15 protein-coding genes and 2 tRNA genes are annotated in these 16595 nt (G+C 70.7%); 15 read left to right on the top strand and 2 right to left on the bottom strand.

What is annotated here, in order from left to right; translation table 11 throughout:
- Positions 1-205 precede the first annotated feature (205 nt).
- Complete coding sequence (gene pepN, locus HN031_RS01200; protein ID WP_172265154.1) at positions 206-2758, bottom strand: aminopeptidase N; 2553 nt, start codon at positions 2756-2758, stop codon at positions 206-208.
- An 80-nt stretch (positions 2759-2838) separates the two neighbouring features.
- On the opposite strand from pepN, the gene HN031_RS01195 reads away from it, so the two are divergent.
- From HN031_RS01195 to tig, 10 genes are all read left to right on the top strand, one after another.
- The gene (locus HN031_RS01195) at positions 2839-3438 is read left to right on the top strand and encodes a DsbA family protein (RefSeq protein ID WP_172265152.1); all 600 of its coding nucleotides are present in this window, start codon (positions 2839-2841) and stop codon (positions 3436-3438) included.
- A 99-nt stretch (positions 3439-3537) separates the two neighbouring features.
- A complete protein-coding gene (gene metG / locus HN031_RS01190; protein ID WP_172265150.1) occupies positions 3538-5355 on the top strand; it encodes a methionine--tRNA ligase in 1818 nt (605 codons plus the stop codon).
- Positions 5356-5411: 56 nt separating this feature from the next.
- Entirely contained in the window at positions 5412-5948 is a 537-nt protein-coding gene (locus HN031_RS01185; RefSeq protein ID WP_367650613.1) for a hypothetical protein, read from the top strand.
- Positions 5949-5967: 19 nt separating this feature from the next.
- On the top strand, positions 5968-6837 hold the full coding sequence (locus HN031_RS01180) for an alpha/beta hydrolase fold domain-containing protein (protein ID WP_172265445.1): 870 nt from the start codon (positions 5968-5970) through the stop codon (positions 6835-6837).
- Positions 6838-6891: 54 nt separating this feature from the next.
- Positions 6892-7425, top strand: a complete 534-nt coding sequence (locus HN031_RS01175) for a ribose-5-phosphate isomerase (protein WP_172265146.1) — start codon at positions 6892-6894, stop codon at positions 7423-7425.
- Positions 7418-8326 carry an Fpg/Nei family DNA glycosylase gene (locus HN031_RS01170; RefSeq protein WP_172265143.1) on the top strand — a complete coding sequence of 303 codons (909 nt, stop codon included), beginning with the start codon at positions 7418-7420 and terminating at the stop codon, positions 8324-8326. The genes HN031_RS01175 and HN031_RS01170 overlap by 8 nt, the downstream gene beginning before the upstream one ends.
- The gene (locus HN031_RS01165) at positions 8323-9375 is read left to right on the top strand and encodes a PP2C family protein-serine/threonine phosphatase (RefSeq protein WP_172265140.1); all 1053 of its coding nucleotides are present in this window, start codon (positions 8323-8325) and stop codon (positions 9373-9375) included. The genes HN031_RS01170 and HN031_RS01165 overlap by 4 nt, the downstream gene beginning before the upstream one ends.
- A gap of 85 nt (positions 9376-9460) precedes the next feature.
- Positions 9461-9534: transfer RNA gene (locus HN031_RS01160), tRNA-Gly, on the top strand.
- 46 nt (positions 9535-9580) lie between these two features.
- A tRNA-Pro gene (locus HN031_RS01155) sits at positions 9581-9653 on the top strand.
- Positions 9654-9797: 144 nt separating this feature from the next.
- Entirely contained in the window at positions 9798-11192 is a 1395-nt protein-coding gene (tig, locus tag HN031_RS01150; RefSeq protein WP_172265137.1) for a trigger factor, read from the top strand.
- A gap of 114 nt (positions 11193-11306) precedes the next feature.
- Here the strand turns inward: tig and HN031_RS01145 are convergent, their stop codons facing one another.
- Positions 11307-12482: a phosphotransferase gene (locus HN031_RS01145; protein WP_172265134.1), complete on the bottom strand. Its 1176-nt coding sequence runs from the start codon at positions 12480-12482 to the stop codon at positions 11307-11309.
- A gap of 54 nt (positions 12483-12536) precedes the next feature.
- On the opposite strand from HN031_RS01145, the gene HN031_RS01140 reads away from it, so the two are divergent.
- The 5 genes from HN031_RS01140 to HN031_RS01120 all read left to right on the top strand — a co-directional run bounded on the left by HN031_RS01140 (position 12537) and on the right by HN031_RS01120 (position 16579).
- Complete coding sequence (locus tag HN031_RS01140; protein WP_172265131.1) at positions 12537-12965, top strand: MarR family winged helix-turn-helix transcriptional regulator; 429 nt, start codon at positions 12537-12539, stop codon at positions 12963-12965.
- Positions 12966-13135: 170 nt separating this feature from the next.
- A complete protein-coding gene (locus tag HN031_RS01135) occupies positions 13136-13723 on the top strand; it encodes an ATP-dependent Clp protease proteolytic subunit (RefSeq protein WP_301539391.1) in 588 nt (195 codons plus the stop codon).
- Position 13724: 1 nt separating this feature from the next.
- The gene (locus HN031_RS01130) at positions 13725-14333 is read left to right on the top strand and encodes an ATP-dependent Clp protease proteolytic subunit (RefSeq protein WP_172265128.1); all 609 of its coding nucleotides are present in this window, start codon (positions 13725-13727) and stop codon (positions 14331-14333) included.
- Between the two features lie 142 nt (positions 14334-14475).
- Positions 14476-15756, top strand: coding sequence for an ATP-dependent Clp protease ATP-binding subunit ClpX (gene clpX, locus HN031_RS01125; RefSeq protein WP_172265125.1), 1281 nt, complete (start codon positions 14476-14478; stop codon positions 15754-15756).
- Between the two features lie 121 nt (positions 15757-15877).
- The gene (locus tag HN031_RS01120; RefSeq protein WP_172265122.1) at positions 15878-16579 is read left to right on the top strand and encodes a hypothetical protein; all 702 of its coding nucleotides are present in this window, start codon (positions 15878-15880) and stop codon (positions 16577-16579) included.
- Positions 16580-16595 lie beyond the last annotated feature (16 nt).

The raw sequence follows: 16595 nt of genomic DNA, 5'->3' as shown, positions 1-16595 counted from the left end.
GCGAGCAAGCCGAGGAGGGAAGACAGCGCCTTGAAGGGCGCCGAGCACGCGAGCGAAGCGAGCCAAATAGCACCGCCCCCAGCCCAAGACAACGAAGCGAAGCGAGCCAATCAACACCGCCCCCAGCCCCAGACGACCGAGCGAGGACCAAACAAACCGGCCCCCACCCCGAACGGGGTGAGGGCCGGTCGAGCCAGCGGGCCGGTCAGCCGGCGTCGTACGCCTGGGCCTCCAGCGCCCGGGCGATCTCCGCGCGCGCCTCGCCGATGTAGCGCTGCGCCTGCTTGGGCGCGTTGTTGTCGGCGAGCCACTCGTCGAGGCGGTCCAGCGTGGCCTGCGACGCGAGCGGCCGCGGGAAGCCGTACTCGAGCACGACCGAGGCCTTGTGGAAGCCCAGCACGTCGACCAGCGTCTCGGAGGCGGTGAGGAACTTCTCGAGGTAGGGCTGGAGGACGTCCTCCTGACCGAAGCGGAAGATCGAGAAGGCGATCTCGCGCGAGGTCTCGTTGGGCGTCGACGGGTCGAGGACCGCGTTCCAACCGGCCTCCTTGGCCTCCGCCGTGGGCTGCGAGGCGCGTGCCGCGGCGGCCTGCTCCTGGCCCGAGATGGTCTTGTCGACCTCGAGCTCCGCGTCGATCTCCGCGTCGCCGAAGCGGCCGGCGCGGGCGAGGGCGGTGATCAGCACCCAGCGCATGTCCTGGTCGACGGCGAGTCCCTCGACGGTGAAGGACCCGTCGAGGAGGCCGACCAGGTCGTCGAGCGCGGCGTCGCGGTGCGCGGCGCCGGCGTACGACCGGGCGAAGGTGAGCTGGTGGTCGCTGCCGGGCTCGGCGGCGAGCAGCAGCTCACGCAGGCCGGACTCCCAGGTGGCGCGCAGCTCCGCGCGGTGTGCGGGGTCGGAGTAGAAGTTGACCGCCAGCGCCGTGGACGCCGGGATCTTGGTGACGGCCCACGCGTCGGTCTCCTGGCCGATGTTGGCGAGCACCAGGTCGGTCCAGTCGCGGGTGCGCATCTCGGCGTCGCGGGTCATGTCCCACGTCGCGCCCCAGACCAGCGCCCGGGGGAGCGAGTCCTCGAAGGTCGACAGCGAGGAGATCGCCGTGGCCAGCGACCGCTCGTCGAGGCGGATCTTGGCGTAGGCGTGGTCCTCGTCGTTGAGCAGCAGCAGGTCGGGCTGCTTCACGCCGGCCAGCTCGGGCACGTCGGTGCTCGCACCCTCGACGTCGATCTCGAGGTAGTCGCGCCGGACCAGCCGGCCGTCCACGTCGTCGTAGAGGCCGATGCCCAGGCGGTGCCGGCGCAGGGTCGGCCAGTCGGGGTGCGCGGACTGCGCCACGGCGAAGGAGGCGTACGTGCCGTCCTCGGCGAGCTCGAACGACGGGGCGAGCGTGTTGACGCCCGCGGTCTGCAGCCACTCCTGGGCCCAGCCCTGGAGCTCACGCCCGGAGGCCTTCTCGAGGGTGGCGAGCAGGTCCTTGAACTCGGGGTTGGCGTACTCCCACTCCTTGAAGTAGGCGCGCAGGCCCTCGAGGAAGGGCTCGATGCCCACCCACGCGACGAGCTGCTTGAGCACCGAGGCGCCCTTGGCGTAGGTGATCATGTCGAAGTTGACCTCGACCGCGTGCAGGTCGACGTTGTCGGCCGCGATCGGGTGCGTCGAGGGCAGCTGGTCGGCGCGGTAGCCGGTCTGCTTGCGGGCGTTGGCGAAGCCGGTCCACGCGTCGGTGAACTCGGTCGCGTTGGCCTCGCACCAGTAGCAGGCCCACTCGGCGAACGACTCGTTGAGCCAGAGGTCGTCCCACCACTTCATGGTCACCAGGTCGCCGAACCACATGTGCGCCATCTCGTGGGTGATGACCGAGGCGCGGAACTCGAAGAACGACCGCGGCTGGCGGCTGCGGGGGAGGTACTCGTCGCGCAGCGTCACGCAGCCGGCGTTCTCCATGGCGCCGGCGTTGTACTCCGGCACGTAGAGCTGGTCGTACTTGCCGAACGGGTAGGCGTAGTCGAACTGCTCCTCGAAGAACGCGAAGCTCTGCTTGGTCAGCTTGACCAGCGCGGCCGTGTCCATGTGCTCCTTGAGCGACTGGCGGCAGTAGTGGCCGAGCGGGATGGTGCCGAACTTGCCCTCGTAGGTGTCGAACTCGCCGTGGTACTCGCCGGCCACGATGGCGGTGATGTAGGTCGACATCTTCTTGGTGGTCGGGAAGCGCCAGACCGCGACGCCGTCACCGGCGGCCTCGGGCTCGGGGGTCGGCGCGTTGGAGACGACCAGCCAGTGCGACGGCGCGGTGACGGTGAAGGTGAAGACCGACTTGAGGTCGGGCTGCTCGAAGGTGGTGAAGACGCGGCGGGCGTCGGGCACCTCGAACTGGCTGTAGAGGTAGACGCGGTCGTCGGCGGGGTCGACGAAGCGGTGCAGGCCCTCGCCCGTGTTGGAGTAGGCGCAGTCGGCGGTGACGACGAGCGTGTTGGTCGCCTCGAGGTCGTCGAGCGCGATGCGGCTGTCGGCGTACGCCGTCGCGGGGTCGAGGCTGCGGCCGTTGAGGACGATCTCGCGCACCGTCGGCGCAACCAGGTCGGCGAAGGTGCTCGCACCCGGCTCGCTGCAGGAGAACTCGAGGGTGGTGACGGACACGAAGGTCGACTGGTCGGGCTGGGTGGCGCTCGTGAGGTCCAGGTCGACGGTGTACGACGTGACGTCCAGCAGGGTGGCGCGGGTGGCGGCCTCGTCGCGGGTGAGGTTGGTTCCAGGCATGGGCGCATCCTGCCACCGCCGGTGTGTCCGGGCCCACACCGGTGGGGAATAGGGCGCACCCGTCGGTGCTTGGGATGGACATGGCTACCGCTGACCTCTGGTTCGACCCGCTCTGCCCGTTCGCCTGGATCACCTCGCGCTGGATCCGCGAGGTCGAGCAGGTCCGCGACATCGACGTGCAGTGGCACGTGATGTCGCTGGCCTACCTCAACAAGGACAAGGACATCCCGCAGGAGTACCGCGAGATGCTCGCCGGGACCGAGCGCCCCGTCCGCGTCGCGATCAAGATCGCGCAGGAGCACGACAACGCGAAGCTCGGTGAGTGGTACACCGCCGTGGGCACGCGGCACCACAACGACGGCGAGGAGCTGACGCGCGAGACCGTCGCCGCGTCACTCGCCGACGTGGACCTGCCGGCGGACCTCATCGAGGCCTGGGACGACGCGTCCCTCGACGACGCGGTGGCGACGTCCCATCACGAGGGCATGGACCCCGTCGGCGACGACGTCGGCACGCCCACCATCCACATCAACGGCTCGGCGTTCTTCGGGCCCGTCCTGTCGAAGATCCCGCGCGGCGAGGAGGCCGGGGAGCTGTGGGACGGCGCCGTGGCCGTGGCGAAGTTCCCCTACTTCTACGAGCTCAAGCGCTCCCGCACCGGCGAGCTCGACTTCTCCTGAGCCGCCGATCGGCCGACCTGCCGCTGAGCGGCCGGGCGGTGCGGGACCGGGGCGCGACCCGACGTCATCGGGTCGCGCCCGGTCACTAGGCTTGCGCCCATGACTCGTGTCCTGTCCGCCGTCGCCTGGCCGTACACCAACGGCCCGCGCCACATCGGCCACGTCGCCGGTTTCGGCGTGCCCTCCGACGTGTTCAGCCGCTACATGCGGATGGCCGGCCACGACGTCCTGATGGTCAGCGGCACCGACGAGCACGGCACGCCGATCCTGGTGCTCGCCGACAACGAGGGCCTGCCCGCGCGCGAGCTCGTCGACAAGTACAACCAGGTGATCGTCGACGACCTCTGCGGCTTGGGGCTCTCCTACGACCTCTTCACCCGCACCACGACGGGCAACCACTACGCCGTCGTGCAGGAGATGTTCGAGACCTGCCGCCGCAACGGCTACATGGTCGAGGAGACGACGAAGACCGCGATCAGCCCCTCGACCGGCCGCACGCTGCCCGACCGCTACATCGAGGGCACCTGCCCGATCTGCAAGTACGGCGCCGCGCGCGGCGACCAGTGCGACAACTGCGGCAACCAGCTCGACCCCACCGACCTGATCGACCCGCGGTCCAAGATCAACGGTGAGACCCCGGAGTTCCGCGACACGCAGCACTGGTTCCTCGACCTGCCCGCGCTGGCCGCGGCGCTGGGGGAGTGGCTCGACCAGCGCGAGGCCACCGGCCTCTGGCGGCCCAACGTCATCAAGTTCAGCCAGAACATCCTCAAGGAGATCCGGCCGCGCGCGATGACCCGCGACATCGACTGGGGCATCCCGGTGCCGGGCTGGGAGGACCAGCCCACCAAGCGGCTCTACGTCTGGTTCGACGCGGTGATCGGCTACCTGTCGGCCTCGATCGAGTGGGCCCGACGCACGGGCGAGCCCGACAAGTGGCGCGAGTGGTGGAACCCCGCCGCCGAGGGGGAGCAGGAGGCGGAGGCCTACTACTTCATGGGCAAGGACAACATCGTCTTCCACTCCCAGATCTGGCCGGCCGAGCTGCTCGCCTACAACGGCAAGGGCGACAAGGGTGGCGAGCCCGGTCCCTACGGCACGCTCAACCTGCCCACCGAGGTGGTCTCCAGCGAGTTCCTCACCTTCGGCGACTCGCAGTTCTCCACGAGCCGCGGCAACGTCATCTACGTCGGCGACTTCCTCGCCCGCTACGGCCCCGACGCGCTCCGCTACTACATCTGCGCCGCCGGGCCGGAGACCTCCGACGCCGCGTTCACGTGGGCCGACTTCGTCACCCGCAACAACTCCGAGCTGGTCGCCGGCTGGGGCAACCTGGTCAACCGCACCGCGACGATGATCGCGAAGAGCTTCGGCGAGATCCCCGCGCGCGGACCGCTGGAGGAGGTCGACCACCAGGTGCTCACGACCGTCCAGGACGGCTTCGACGTCGTGGGCGGGCTCGTGGAGAAGCACCGGCTCCGGGCCGCGATCGCGGAGGCGATGCGCGTCGTCGGGGAGGTCAACAAGTACCTGACGCTCACCGAGCCCTACAAGATGAAGGACGAGTCGCAGCGCGAGCGTCTCGGCACCGTCCTGCACGTCGCGGCCCAGTGCGTGAGCGACTGCAACCTGTTGCTGTCGCCCTTCCTGCCCCACGCCGCCAACAAGGTGCACGCCGTCCTCGGCGGTGAGGGCGAGCTCGTGCCGATGCCCCGCATCGAACAGGTCGACGAGCTCGAGCCCGACAACGGCGCCGGCCACACGTCGTACTCGATCATCACCGGCGAGTACTCCACGACGCCGGCGTGGGAGTCGCGCCCCGTGGTGGTGGGCACGAAGGTCGCCAAGCCGACGCCGGTGTTCACCAAGCTCGACCCGTCGGTGGTCGAGGACGAGCTGGCCCGCGTCAGCGACTGACCGGCCACACACGAGGGAGACGCATGACCGCCGAGATGTACCTGCCCCATTTCGTAGTGAAGCAGAAGCTCACCATGATGGTCAACCGCTACGAGGTGTCGGAGTCCGACGCGGCCGGCAACCCGGTCCGCGTGATGGCGCTGGCCGAGCAGAAGCGGATGGCGTTCAAGGAGCAGGTCACCTTCTTCTCCGACGCCGGCAAGTCGCGGGCGGTCTTCGGGTTCAAGGCGCGCAGGAAGCTCGACCTGAACGCCGGCTACGACATCACCGACGAGTCCGGCGCGCAGATCGGCTTCTTCCGCAAGGACTTCGGCGCCTCCCTGCTGCGCTCGACCTTCCACGTGGAGGGCCCCGGCTACGCGGGCACCGGCCAGGAGCGCAACCAGCTCGTGGGACTGCTGCGTCGCTTCACCGACCTCGACTTCATCCCGATCCACTTCGACTTCGCCGACGCCGAGGGCCGCCCGCTCTTCTCCGTCGAGCGCAAGATGTCCCTCGGCGACCGCTACCGCGTCACCGTGCCGGACCAGCGCGTCGACTTCCGCGTCGCAGCAGCGGTCGCGGTCGCGCTCGACGCCCTGATGGCGCGCTGAGCGCCGAGGCCCCGCCGTGATGTATCCCGAGGTCCGCACGGCCGTCGAGGCCGACACGGGCATGGTCGTCACCGATCCCGGCTTCGACATCCCAGCGCAGCGCGAGCAGGCCCGGGCGGCAGCCCTCGCCGAGCCCCGCGAGGACGTCGCGTCCGTCGAGGAGGTCGACGCGGACGGCGTGCGGTGCCGGCTCTACACGCCGGCCGACGCGCTGCCCGGCGTGGTCGTCCACGCCCACGGCGGCGGCTTCGTCCTCAACGACGTCGACGTGCACGACGGCGTCTGCCGCCGGCTCACCAACCGGGCGCGGCGACGGGTGCTCAGCGTCGACTACCGCCGCCCGCCCGAGGCGCCGTTCCCCGCCGCGCCCGACGACCTCGACACGGTGGTCGGCTGGCTGCGCCGCGAGGGTCCCGCCGGGCCGTACGCCGCGCACGGCGACTCGGCCGGGGCGAACCTCGCGCTGGTCGCCGCGCTCCGCAACCCGGGCTTCTTCAGCGCCCTGGCGCTCGTCTACCCGTTCCTCGACCCGCGGGCAGGCTCCGCGTCGTGGGCCGAGGGGGCCGCGTCGGGCTTCGACCCGGCCGAGGCGACCTGGTACTGGCAGCACTACGCCCGCACCGAGGCGGACCTCGACGACCCCGACCTGGCTCCGCTGCTGTCCGACCGGCTGCACACGGTGCCGCCCACGTTCGTCGCGACCGCCGAGCACGACCCCCTGCGCGACGAGGGGGAGGAGCTCGCCCGGCGCATCGCCGAGTCCGGTGTCGAGACGGTCGGCGTGCGCTGCCTGGGCCAGGTGCACGGGTTCTGGCGGCACGCGCACTTCACCGCCTCCGAGCCGCTGCTGCGGCAGGTGGCCGGCTGGCTCGACCTCCACCTGTCCTGAGGACGCGCGCCACCGTGCGCCCGGACCGCCCCGACGCTCTGGAAGACTTTCCCCATGCGCGTTCACCTGGGCTCCGACCATGCCGGCCTCGAGCTGAAGGACCACCTGACGACCTGGCTCGTCGACCACGGCCACGAGGTCGTCGACCACGGCCCGTTCGTCTACGACGCCCTCGACGACTACCCCTGCTTCTGCCTGCGGGCGGCCGAGGGGGTCGCCGCCGACCGGCAGGAGGGCCTCGACAGCCTCGGGGTCGTCATCGGCGGCTCGGGCAACGGTGAGCAGATCTCGGCCAACAAGGTGGAGGGCATCCGGTGTGCGCTGGCCTGGTCGGAGGAGACCGCCGCGCTCGCCCGCGAGCACAACGACGCCAACGTCGTGTCCGTCGGCGGCCGCATGCACTCCGTCGAGGAGATGACCCGCTTCGTCGAGGTCTTCCTCACCACCCCGTTCTCCGGGGACGAGCGCCACGTGCGCCGCATCGACCAGGTCGCGACCTACGACGCCACCAAGGAGCTCCCGCCCCTCCCCGAGTCGGCGCTGCGGGGGCCCGGCTCCTCGACGTCCGACGACCCCGCGGATGCCTGAGGGCCACACCCTCCGCAAGCTGGCCGACGACCTCGGCGCGGCGTTCGCCGGCCGCACCGTCCGGGTGACCTCCCCGCAGGGCAGGTCGGCCGCCGACGCGGAGCAGGTCGACGGGTCGCGCCTGCTGGGTGCCGAGTCGGCGGGCAAGCACCTGTTCGTCGAGCTCGAGGGCGAGCGCTTCTGGCACGTCCACCTCGGGCTGATCGGGCGGTTCGACGTCCACGCCGGCCTCCCCGGGCACGCAGCGGTCCCGGCGCCGGTGGGCCAGGTGCGGCTGCGCCTGGAGACCCTCCCGGACGGCGATCCCCGCGGGACGTCGTACGCCGACCTGCGCGGTGCGATCCTCTGCGACCTCGTCGGCCCCGAGCGGCGTGACGAGGTCATCGGGCGGCTCGGACCGGACCCGCTGCGACCCGACGCCGACCCGGCGGTCGCGTGGCGGCGCATCTCGCGGAGCCACCGCCCGATCGGCGACCTGCTCATGGACCAGAAGGTGCTCGCCGGCGTCGGCAACGTCTACCGCGCCGAGGTGTTGTTCCGCCACCGCATCCACCCCCTCCGGCCCGGCGACACGCTGCGTTCCGGACAGTGGCGCGCGATGTGGGCCGACCTCGTCGAGCTGATGGCGGAGGGCGTGCGCACCGGGCGCATCGACACCGTGCGACCCGAGCACACGCCCGAGGCGATGGGCCGGGCGCCGCGCCGCGACGACCACGGAGGGGAGGTCTACGTCTACCGCCGCACCTCGATGCCGTGCCTGGTGTGCGGCTCCACCGTGCGCACCGGCGAGCTCGTCGGACGCAACACGTTCTGGTGTCCCCGATGTCAGCCCGTCTTCCGCTCGCGAGCCGTAGCATCACCCACCAAGGACACGGCACCGTCGCGAGGAGCTCGGCCATGAGTTCTCCTCGGTGGCTCAACGAGGCACTGAACCGCGTCGTGCCGCGGGGCTACCGGTTGCTCGTGGCACTGGTCGCCTCGGCCCTTCTGATCGCCCTGGCCATCTGGCGCTTCGACGAGACGCCGCTCAACAGCCTGCTCGTGCCGCTCGTGGTGGCCAGCCTCATGCTCGGGCCGCGCCAGCTGCCCTGGTTCGTGCTGTTCGTGCTCCTCGTGCTGGCGCTCCTCGTCCCCTCGCAGGACGTCACCACGAGAGTGGCGCTCACCATCGTCATCATCTTCGGCCTCGGCTTCCTCGTGCTGGTCGCGTCGTTGCGGCGCTCGCGGCTCGGGGTGGCCGGCCTCCAGGGCGAGACGATGTTCGTCGACCTGCGCGACCGGATCCTGCGCCAGGGCGGCATCCCGGCCCTGCCCGAGCAGTGGTACGCCGCCGCCGAGCTGCGGTCCGCCGGCGGGACGCCGTTCGCGGGCGACTTCGTCGTCGCCTCGCGGGTCGGCGACCGGCTCGAGGTCGCGGTCGTCGACGTCTCCGGCAAGGGCCAGGGAGCGGGCACCCGCGCCCTCCTCCTGTCCGGTGCCATCGGCGGCCTCCTGAGCGCCCTGCCGCCCGCGGAGTTCCTGCCGGCCGCCAACACGTTCCTGCTGCGCCAGGAGTGGCAGGAGGGCTTCGCCACCGCCATCCACCTGTCGCTCGACCTCCGCACCGGCCACTACGACATCCGCAGCGCCGGTCACCCGCCGGCCGCCCTGCGGCACGCCGGCTCCGGCCGCTGGGAGGTGCTCGAGTCCGAGGGCCCGGTCCTCGGCCTCATCGACGACGCGACCTACACGGTCGTGTCGGGCGAGATGCGCCACGGCGACGCCCTGCTGCTCTACACCGACGGCATGGTCGAGACCCGCAGCCGCGACATCAGCCTCGGCATCGACCGGATGCTCGGGCAGGCCGAACGGCTCCTGCGGGGACAGTTCGAGGGCGGCGCCACGCGCCTCATCGAGTCCCTCGGCTCGCGCAACGACGACCGGGCCCTGCTCCTGGTCCACCGGCGCTGAGCACCTGCGAGCCGGTTGGGGCGACCACCTCGCGGTGTGGCACCATGACTTCCGCACCGGGGGCCGCCAGGCAGCCGGACAGCGCGCGGATGTAGCTCAATGGTAGAGCCCCAGTCTTCCAAACTGGCTACGCGGGTTCGATTCCCGTCATCCGCTCCAAGCAGGTCCAGAGACCTCCGTCCGGAGGCCGTCGGGGCCCGTTTGGCGGGGCGTAGCGTAGTGGCTAGCGCGCCTGCTTTGGGAGCAGGAGACCGCAGGTTCGAGTCCTGTCGCCCCGACCCACCGGCCCCACGCGTCGCAGCCGCCGGGCGTGATTCGGCCTGTGCCCACGCCGTCGATAGACTCAACGGGTTTGCGGTCGCCGGGCACCCCGAGCCGGCGCTGCCGCACGTCACCCAGACCATCAGCATCAGGAGACATTTGTGAAGAGCGCCGTCGAGACCTTGAGCCCGACCCGGGCCAAGCTGACCGTCGAGGTGCCCTTCGAGGAGCTCAAGCCGAGCCTCGACGCGGCGTACCAGAAGATCGCGAAGCAGATCAACGTCCCGGGCTTCCGCCGGGGCAAGGTCCCGCCGGCGGTCATCGACCGCCAGGTCGGCCGTGGGCCGGTCCTCGACGAGGCCATCAACGCCGTCGTCCCGCAGTCCTACATGGCCGCGCTCCAGGAGCACGACCTCGAGCCGCTGGCGCAGCCCGAGATCGAGGTGACCAAGTTCGAGGACAACGAGTCCCTCGAGTTCACCGCCGAGGTCGACGTCAAGCCCGACTTCGAGCTCCCCGCCTACGACGGCCTCGAGGCCAGCGTCGAGGACATCGAGATCTCCGACGCCGACGTCGAGGAGCAGGTCCAGGCGCTGCGTGAGCGCTTCGGCACCCTGGTGCCCGTCGAGCGCGCGGCCGCGGACGGCGACTTCGTCACGATCGACCTCCTCGCGGCCAAGGACGGCGAGCCCGTCGAGGGCGGCGAGGTCACCGGCATGTCCTACCAGGTCGGCCGCGGCGGCATGATCGACGGCCTCGACGAGGCGCTCGTCGGCCTCTCCGCCGGCGACGACAAGACGTTCGGGTCCGAGCTGGTCGGCGGCGACCTCGTCGGCGAGCCGGTCGAGGTCACCGTCAAGGTGAGCGCCGTGCAGGAGCAGCAGCTCCCCGAGGTCGACGACGAGTTCGCCCAGCTCGCCTCCGAGTTCGACACCGCGGAGGAGCTGACCGCCGACGTGCGCGAGCGCCTCGGCCGCGGCAAGCGGCTCGAGCAGGCCGCCGCCGCCCGCGACGCGGTGCTCGAGGCCCTGCTGGAGAAGGTCACCATCCCGCTCCCCGAGGTCATGGTCACCGACGAGCTCAACGCGCGTCGCCAGAGCGTGGAGCAGCAGCTCGGCTTCGCCGGCATCACCATGGAGAAGTACCTCGAGGACGAGGGCCAGACGCAGGAGGAGTTCGAGGCCGACCTCGAGCGCCGTGTCCGTGACGCCGTCGCCGCCCAGTTCATCCTCGACAAGATCGCCAAGCAGGAGGAGTTCGGCATCGAGCAGAACGAGCTCTCCGAGCACCTCGTGCGGCGCGCCCAGCAGTCCGGCCAGGACCCGCAGGAGTTCGCCAACCACATGTTCGAGCACAACCACATCCCCGAGCTCGTGCAGGAGATCCTGCGCGGCAAGGCGCTGGCCACGATCGTGGAGGCCGCGACCGTCAAGGACGCCTCGGGCAACGTGGTCGAGCTGAAGAACCTGCGTCCCGACGGCACCATCGGCGAGCCGGTCGACGAGACCGCTGCAGTCGACGAGGCCGAGGGGTCCGAGGACTCCGAGCAGTCCTGATCGCCCGATCCTGACCGGACGACCGGCGTCCACCCCCTCGGGGTGGGCGCCGGTCGCCGTTCCGCCCCGCTGGCTGCTGCACGTCCCGGAGCGGGGCGCTCGCTCGGCGCGGGCTCAGGCGGCCGACCCGGTGGTGGCGAGCACGTCGAGCGCGTAGCGCGCGATCGCGGCCCGCTGGCGCACCCAGTGCTCGAACGACGCGCGGAACTCGTCAGTGACCCCGCCGGCGGCCTCGAGGGCCGCCTCCTCCTGCAGCATCTCGGTCGGCAGGCTCGGCAGTCCGTTGAAGAGCATGAGGCTCACCGCGTGACCGCGGCGGACCTCCTGCAGCGGCACGTCGAGCCCCTCGTCGGCGAGCCCGGCGGCGTACGCCTCCACGCACGCGGCAGCGCGCTCGGGCAGGTCGTCGGCGTCCTGGCGGCCGATCTGGATGTCGCCCACCAGGAGCTGGGACAGGTCGAAGCCGACCGGCTGGCTGCGCCAGAACCCGAAGTCGATGAGGACGAACCCCGGCTGGCCCTCGCGGCGCAGCAGGTTGTTGGGGCAGGCGTCGCCGTGCGAGGCGAGGTGGCGGCTCGCGGCGAACTCCCGGGCCAGCGCGTCGAGGTGGTGGGCCACGTCGGTGAGGCCGGCGCGCAGCGGTCCGAAGTGCTCGGCGACGGTCGGGTGGCGCCACGTGGCCTCGTCGTGGAAGCCGGGGAGCACCGTGTGGGCCAGCCGGCCCACCACGAAGTCGTCGATGTGCCACGGCTGCGGGTCGATGCCGGCGAGGGGGGCGACGTCCGGGCTGCCGGCGAGCCGACCCAGCAGCCGTGCGGCGCGGACGCTGTCGTCGTACGTCCACGGCACGTCGTCGCACTCCACGGCCTCCATCCAGATGACCGCCGTCTCGTCGGGGTGCTCGACGACCCGCAGCCCGCGGGGCATGGTCAGGCCGTCGGGCAGCCGCGGTGCGAGGTCGGAGGCGTAGAGGAGGTGCTCGGCCCGCCAGGGGAGGGTCGTGGCTGCCCACTCCGCGATCTCGGGCGGGACGAAGGCGAAGGCGGGGGAGTGGCGCCAGTGGTGCACCCGCTTGACGAAGAGCCGGAACGCGCGTGGCCCGTCGCCCGCGTCGGCGTGGCCGAGGACCCAGGTGCGGGCGCCGGTGAGGATCGAGGGGACGTCGTAGGCGACCGTCTGCGCGGTCGAGTCGACCAGTGTCGCGACGGGGACGCCCCAGAGGTCCGCGACCATCGCGGCGAGCTCGCCGTCGCTGACGTCGTCCTCGCCCAGCACGTCACGCCGGGCCACCGTCCACCCTGGCGTGAAAGTTGCTTTCATGGTCAAAGAAGGTAAGTTGCTTTCATGACTGGTGTCAAGGGCCGCATGCCGACGGTCGAGCCGCACCTGCCGATGCTCATGGGCATGGTGTTCGGCCAGCTCCGCGAGCGCCTGGCCGAGGACCTGCCCGAGCTCCGTGCCTCGCAGCTGCGACTGCTCGAGTGGCTCCCGCCCGAGGGGCTCACCATCTCCGAGCTGGCCGAGCGGGTGGAGATGACGACGCAGGGGTGCGGGCAGTTCGTCCGCCAGCTCGCGGACCTGGGGATGGTGGAGGTGGCGGTCCCCGACCACGACGCGCGCGCCCGGCTGGTCCGCATCACCGACCGCGGCGGCGACGCGGTCGCCCGGGCCGGAGCGCTGCTGCGGGCCTGCGACGAGGCCTGGGCCGACCAGGTGGGCGCGGAGCGCTACCGGGTGTTCCGCGAGGTGCTCCGCGAGGTCGCCCTCGGCTGACGGCGCCGGTCCGGGCCGGGCGCCTGCGACCCGCCCGGGCGCCCGTGAATCCGCTGTGGGCGAACAGGGGGGGTTCTCGCGTGGAAGTGTCCGACCTTCCGGCTAGTGTCGCCAGCGTGAACCAGAACTCCAGCCCAGCCCTCTCGCCCGAGATGAACGGCGCCGGTGGGATGTATGGCCTCGACGACCACATCTACCAGCGCCTCCTCCGTGAGCGCATCGTCTTCCTCGGCTCGGAGGTGCGCGACCAGAACGCCAACGCGATCTGCGCCCAGCTCCTGCTGCTCTCCGCCGAGGACCCGGAGGCCGACATCTTCCTCCACATCAACAGCCCCGGTGGCTCCGTCGACGCCGGCATGGCGATCTACGACACGATGAACTACATCCCCAACGACGTGGCGACCGTCGGCATGGGACTGGCAGCCTCGATGGGCCAGTTCCTGCTGTGCGCCGGCACGAAGGGCAAGCGCTACGCCCTGCCCCACGCCCGCATCATGATGCACCAGCCCTCCTCGGGCATGGGCGGCTCGGCCTCGGACATCAAGATCCAGGCCCAGCAGTCGATCCACATCAAGAAGGTGCTGCTGGACCTGATCGCCGAGCACACCGGCCAGACCGTCGAGCAGGTCGTCGCCGACGCCGACCGTGACCGGTGGTTCACCGCCGACCAGGCCGTCGAGTACGGCCTCGTCGACCAGGTCATCACCAGCGCCCGCGAAGCCGCCGACGAGGGCCGCCCGGCCCGGACCAAGGACTGACATGAACTACTACATCCCGCAGTGGGAAGAGCGCACCTCCTACGGCTTCCGCCGCATCGACCCCTACGCCAAGCTGTTCGAGGAGCGGATCATCTACCTCGGCACGCCGATCAGCGACGACGTCGCCAACGCGGTGATCGCCCAGCTGATGTGCCTGGAGACGATGAACCCCGACACCGACATCAGCATCTACATCAACAGCCCCGGTGGCTCGTTCACCGCGCTGACTGCGATCTACGACACGATGCGCTTCATCAAGCCCGACGTGCAGACGGTGTGCCTGGGCCAGGCGGCCTCGGCGGCCGCGATCCTGCTCGGCGCCGGCGCCAAGGGCAAGCGGATGGCGCTGCCCAACAGCCGCATCCTCATCCACCAGCCCTACACCGAGGGCACGTTCGGCCAGACCTCCGACATCGAGATCCAGGCCAACGAGATCCTGCGCATGCGCGAGCTGCTGGAGCGGATGATCGCCGACTCGAGCGGCAAGGACATCGACCAGGTCAGCCGCGACATCGAGCGCGACAAGATCCTGACCGCCGAACAGGCCGTCGAGTACGGCCTCATCGACGCGGTCATCGAGTCCCGCAAGGGCGCCCCGGCGCTCGTCTGACCCCGGTCCGAGACCGGAATGAGGGCACCCGACATCTCGTGTCCGGCCCCCGCTGGGGGCCGGCACGGGGTACCGTCGTGGGGCCCGTTGCAAGGTGTTGAATGCCGGGGCCCCCACCCGGCGAGACTGGAGGACACAACTCGTGGCACGTATCGGTGACGGCGGCGACCTGCTCAAGTGCAACTTCTGCGGAAAGAGCCAGAAGCAGGTCAAGAAGCTCATCGCTGGCCCCAACGTCTACATCTGCGACGAGTGCATCGAGCTCTGCAACGAGATCATCGAGGAGGAGCTCGCCGAGGGCTCCGAGGTCAGCCTCGAGGAGCTGCCCAAGCCCCGTGAGATCTTCGAGTTCCTCAACTCCTACGTCATCGGCCAGGAGCACGCCAAGAAGTCCCTGGCCGTGGCGGTCTACAACCACTACAAGCGCGTCCAGGCGGGCCTGCAGCCGGTCAGCGGCAAGGCCAAGGACGACGTGGTCGAGGTGGCCAAGTCCAACATCTTGGTGATCGGGCCGACCGGCTGCGGCAAGACCTACCTCGCCCAGACGCTGGCCCGGATGCTCAACGTCCCGTTCGCGATCGCGGACGCGACGGCGCTCACCGAGGCCGGCTACGTCGGCGAGGACGTCGAGAACATCCTCCTCAAGCTCATCCAGGCCGCCGACTACGACGTCAAGAAGGCCGAGACGGGCATCATCTACATCGACGAGATCGACAAGGTGGCCCGCAAGTCGGAGAACCCCTCGATCACGCGCGACGTCTCCGGTGAGGGCGTCCAGCAGGCGCTGCTCAAGATGCTGGAGGGCACGACCGCGTCGGTGCCCCCGCAGGGTGGGCGCAAGCACCCCCACCAGGAGTTCATCCAGATCGACACCACCAACATCCTCTTCATCGTGGGTGGCGCGTTCGCCGGTCTCGAGCAGATCGTCGAGCAGCGGGTGGGCAAGAAGTCCCTCGGCTTCACCGCCGAGATGCGCAGCCAGGCCGATCGCGACAGCGACGACCTGCTGGCCCAGGTGCGTCCCGAGGACCTCACGAAGTTCGGGCTGATCCCCGAGTTCATCGGTCGGCTCCCGCTGATCGCGAGCGTGAGCAAGCTCGACCGCGAGGCACTCGTGCAGATCCTCACCGAGCCGCGCAACGCGCTGGTCAAGCAGTACCAGAAGCTCTTCGACCTCGACGGCGTCGAGCTCGAGTTCACCGACGAGGCGATCGACTCGATCGCCGAGGCGGCCCTCGAGCGCGGCACCGGCGCCCGCGGCCTGCGCGCGATCATCGAGGAGGTCCTCCTCTACGTCATGTACGACGTCCCCTCCCGCGGCGACGTCGCGAAGGTGATCGTGACCCGCGAGGTCGTCGAGGACGACGTCGCGCCCACGCTGATCCCGCGCGAGTCCGAGGGCCGGAAGAAGAAGTCCGCCTGACCCCTGGTCCCATGTGACTAGTCGCTCCTAGTCATTTCGGGCCATTCCGGGCCATCGACGCGGATCACGCGTCATGACCCGCCCACACTGGCGTCTCGCCAGCATGTGGGAAGGGGAACCCGTGGGGGTCGACCAGAAGAGGCCGCTCATCGGCTTCGCGCTCGTGGCCGTGCTGTGCGCGGTCCTGATGGCCGTCTCGGTGGGTCGTGGGTGGGGTGCGGACTTCCTGCGCCCCGGCAAGCCGATCGCCGCCGCCACGTCCGTCAGGCCTGACGCTGCCCCCGCGCCGCGGTCGACGGAGCCGTTCGAGGTCGTCATCCCCGCCGAGCTGAGCGCCCAGCCGCTCGCCCTCACCGCCGCTGCCGCGGCCGCCTCGCTCTCCGGCTCGGGCTCCGCCCGGGGCACCGAGGCCACTGGCGCCGCGATGTCCGGCCGTGCGGGGGACCAGGTGAGCACCTCCAGCACCGAGCAGCAGTCCCGTGAGCGGGCGTCGCGCGACCGCGAGGCCGAGCAGGCCGCGGAGAAGGCCGAGCGCGAGGCCGCCGAGGCGACCGAGGCGACCGAGAAGGCGGCTGACAAGGCTGCCGCGAAGGCTGAGCGGGACGCGGCGAAGGCTGCGGAGAAGGCTGAGCGAGATGCGGCGAAGGCTGCGGAGAAGGCTGAGCGTGACGCTGCCAAGGCGGCTGCGAAGGCTGAGCGGGACGCGGCCAAGGCTGCGGAAAAGGCTGAGCGGGACGCGGCGAAGGCTGCGGAGAAGGCTGAGCGGGACGCGGCGAAGGCTGAGAAGGACGCGGCGAAGGCTGCGGAGAAGGCCAGCCGCTAGTTCGTCGCCCGGGCGG

The sequence above is a fragment of the Nocardioides sp. zg-1308 genome (genome assembly GCF_013155375.1).
Classification (GTDB): Bacteria; Actinomycetota; Actinomycetes; order Propionibacteriales; family Nocardioidaceae; genus Nocardioides; species Nocardioides renjunii.
This window is presented reverse-complemented; position numbering and strand designations above follow the sequence as displayed.

What these genes read in the sequence shown, in the direction of transcription:
- pepN (WP_172265154.1), bottom strand. Translation starts at nt 2,758, where the DNA reads ATGCCTGGAACCAACCTCACCCGCGACGAGGCCGCCACCCGCGCCACC.
- HN031_RS01195 (WP_172265152.1), top strand. Translation starts at nt 2,839, where the DNA reads ATGGCTACCGCTGACCTCTGGTTCGACCCGCTCTGCCCGTTCGCCTGG.
- metG (WP_172265150.1), top strand. Translation starts at nt 3,538, where the DNA reads ATGACTCGTGTCCTGTCCGCCGTCGCCTGGCCGTACACCAACGGCCCG.
- HN031_RS01180 (WP_172265445.1), top strand. Translation starts at nt 5,968, where the DNA reads ATGTATCCCGAGGTCCGCACGGCCGTCGAGGCCGACACGGGCATGGTC.
- HN031_RS01175 (WP_172265146.1), top strand. Translation starts at nt 6,892, where the DNA reads ATGCGCGTTCACCTGGGCTCCGACCATGCCGGCCTCGAGCTGAAGGAC.
- HN031_RS01170 (WP_172265143.1), top strand. Translation starts at nt 7,418, where the DNA reads ATGCCTGAGGGCCACACCCTCCGCAAGCTGGCCGACGACCTCGGCGCG.
- HN031_RS01165 (WP_172265140.1), top strand. Translation starts at nt 8,323, where the DNA reads ATGAGTTCTCCTCGGTGGCTCAACGAGGCACTGAACCGCGTCGTGCCG.
- HN031_RS01140 (WP_172265131.1), top strand. Translation starts at nt 12,537, where the DNA reads ATGACTGGTGTCAAGGGCCGCATGCCGACGGTCGAGCCGCACCTGCCG.
- HN031_RS01135 (WP_301539391.1), top strand. Translation starts at nt 13,136, where the DNA reads ATGTATGGCCTCGACGACCACATCTACCAGCGCCTCCTCCGTGAGCGC.
- HN031_RS01130 (WP_172265128.1), top strand. Translation starts at nt 13,725, where the DNA reads ATGAACTACTACATCCCGCAGTGGGAAGAGCGCACCTCCTACGGCTTC.